Source organism: Ferruginibacter sp. (genome assembly GCF_031430955.1).
GTDB lineage: Bacteria > Bacteroidota > Bacteroidia > Chitinophagales > Chitinophagaceae > Ferruginibacter.
Genome location: NZ_JANPCM010000352.1, coordinates 1 through 2,885, shown reverse-complemented (window position 1 = coordinate 2,885; position 2,885 = coordinate 1). Strand labels below are relative to the sequence as shown.

The following is a 2,885-nucleotide window of genomic DNA, read 5'->3' as shown; positions in this document are numbered from 1 at the left end:
CCACACCTGCACTCAATCCACCACCGCCAACAGGAATAAAAAGAAAATCGGCAGCCCCACCTATCCTCCCCAGGGGGGAGAGAAATGGAGAAGATTGAAGCGAAGATTGGTGAGAAATATTTTCTTCTTCATTTAACTGTTCTAAAATTTCAACACCAACTGTCCCCTGTCCTTCAATAATTTTATAATCATCAAAAGGAGGAATGAACACCATGTTATTTTCTTCCGTATATTTTTTTGCTGCTATAGCGCAATCATCAAATGTATCACCTACCAATTTTACAGTAACGTTATCTTCACCAAACATTTTTGTTTGACTAATTTTTTGATTGGGAGTAATCACCGGCATAAATACAACGCCTTTACAATTGAGTTTTTTACAACTGTACGCAAATCCCTGTGCATGATTACCTGCACTTGCACATACCACACCACGCTGTAATTGCTCTGCAGATAAACTGCTCATCATATTGTAAGCGCCACGTAATTTGTAAGAACGTACCACCTGCAAATCTTCTCTCTTTAAAAAAATATTACACTGGTATTTTTTTGATAAATTAAGATTAAATGAAAGTGGTGTTCTGTTCACTACGTTTTTTAAACGAAAAGCTGCAGCCGCAAAATCAAGACCCCCATCCCCTAAAGGAGAGTTATTCAACGTCTCTATTTTTCTTTGTTCGTTCATCTTAAATTTTCACTTTCAAATTTTGTACTTTTAAATTTTTTGATACCCTCCAAATAACTCCCCTTAGGGGATGGGGGTTATCGCTTTCATACTCGTCATCGCTTCTCTTAATTGTGTACCAATTTTTTCTACCGGGTGAGAACGTAATACTTTGTTTACTGCAATTAAAGTTTTATTATCCACGCCACCATCCTTACCTGTGTTGTAATTTTTACCAATTACATCAGTGTCTATCTTGTTCATAAAATCTGCCAGCAAGGGCTTACATGCATGATCAAACAAATAGCAACCATACTCTGCTGTATCAGAAATTACCCTGTTCATTTCAAATAATTTTTTGCGGGCAATGGTGTTTGCAATCAATGGTGTTTCATGCAATGATTCGTAATAGGCTGATTCTTCTTTAATGCCAGCTTCAACCATAGTTTCAAAAGCTAATTCCACACCAGCACGTATCATGGCTACAAATAATAAACAATTATCAAAATATTCCTGCTCAGCAATTTTCATTTCTCCTGCTGGTGTTTTTTCAAAAGCAGTTTCGCCAGTAGCGGCACGCCATGCTAATAAGTTTTTATCGTTGTTGGCCCAATCTATCATCATTGTTTTACTAAACTCTCCACTCATAATATCATCCTGGTGTTTTTGAAACAACGGACGCATAATGGTTTTTAATTCTTCTGATAATTCAAATGCTTTTATTTTAGCAGCGTTCGATAATCTGTCCATCATAGCGGTGATACCACCCTGCTTCAATGCTTCTGTAATTACTTCTACGCCATACTGCACTAACTTAGAGGCATAGCCTTTATCAATTCCTTTTTCTACCATTTTATTAAAGCAAAGTATTGAACCCGTTTGCAACAAACCACATAAAATAGTTTGTTCTCCCATTAAATCAGATTTTACTTCTGCAACAAATGAAGAACGCAATACACCTGCTTTGTGTCCGCCTGTTCCTGCTGCATAGGCTTTTGCCTGCTCCAATCCTTTTCCTTCGGGATCATTTTCCGGATGCACTGCAATTAATGTAGGTACACCAAAGCCACGTACATATTCAGCACGAACTTCCGAGCCCGGACATTTTGGCGCTACCATTATTACGGTAATGTCTTTTCTTATTTGCGTTCCTTCTTCTACAATATTAAAACCATGGGAGTAAGAAAGTGTAGCTCCCTTTTTCATCAATGGCATTACTGCAGCAACAACAGCGGTGTGTTGTTTATCTGGTGTAAGATTCAATACTAAATCAGCCGTTGGAATTAATTCTTCATACGTACCAACAGTAAAATTATTTTCAGTTGCATTTTTCCAAGATTGTCTTTTGGCATCAATGGCTTCTTTACGCAACGCATAAGAAACATCTAAACCAGAATCTCTTAAATTTAACCCTTGGTTTAAACCTTGTGCACCACAACCTATAATTACCAATTTTTTTCCTTTCAATGCATTTACGCCATTTGAAAATTCACTAATATCCATAAACTCACATACACCCAGTTGATTTAATTGTTCTCTTAATGGCAATGTGTTGAAATAATTTCCCATAATAATTGTTGCCCCCATCCCCTAAAGGGGTGACGAAGTTTGTTTTTAGATTATTTTTTTATTTTAAATTTCATTTTACTTCAATAACTATTACATTGAAAACACTTCTTCGTTCTGATTTAAAAATTCATTTTCTACTGCTTCTTCACCCGGCTCTTTATATTCAAACTCACTTAACTTTTTATGAAAGCCTTCACTGTTTTTTATGATCGCAATTCTTGCACTACGTACAAATTCGATCAATCCAAATGGTTCCAGTACTTTTATTAAATTATCGGTTTCTTCTCTTTGTCCGGATACTTCAAATACGGTATAATCTTTTCTTATTACAACCGCTTTTGCACCATGCTGACTTAATAATCTTTCTACCTTAACTTCTTCTGCAATAATTTCTGTAGGCACTTTGTATAAGGCTAATTCCTGCCAGATAATTTCATCGTTAGTATTATAATATACTTTTAAAACTTCTACCTGTTTTTCTATCTGCCGACAAACTTTACGCACTACTTCTTCCGACTCGTTTATAACAATCGTAAAGCGGTGTACGCTGTCAATTTCGCTGGGTGATGTATTCAAACTATCGATATTAATTTTTCTTCTTGAAAAAATTATAGCAATCCGGTTTAACAACCCAATTTGGTTTTCTGTATAA

The 2,885-nt window shown here is 35.9% G+C and carries 3 protein-coding genes; all 3 read right to left on the bottom strand.

The window, feature by feature from the left end:
• On the bottom strand, window positions 1–685 hold a 685-nt coding region (locus ACY65O_RS09990; protein WP_462220708.1), incomplete at its 3' end, for a pyridoxal-phosphate dependent enzyme.
• Window positions 686–748: 63 nt separating this feature from the next.
• Window positions 749–2,233: a ketol-acid reductoisomerase gene (ilvC, locus tag ACY65O_RS09985; protein WP_462220707.1), complete on the bottom strand. Its 1,485-nt coding sequence runs from the start codon at window positions 2,231–2,233 to the stop codon at window positions 749–751.
• A gap of 90 nt (window positions 2,234–2,323) precedes the next feature.
• A partial coding sequence (gene ilvN / locus ACY65O_RS09980) for an acetolactate synthase small subunit (protein WP_462220706.1) occupies window positions 2,324–2,885 on the bottom strand: 562 nt, incomplete at its 5' end.

Coding starts and splice junctions, on each gene's coding strand:
- ilvC (WP_462220707.1), bottom strand. CDS start 2,233: ATGGGAAATTATTTCAACACATTGCCATTAAGAGAACAATTAAATCAA.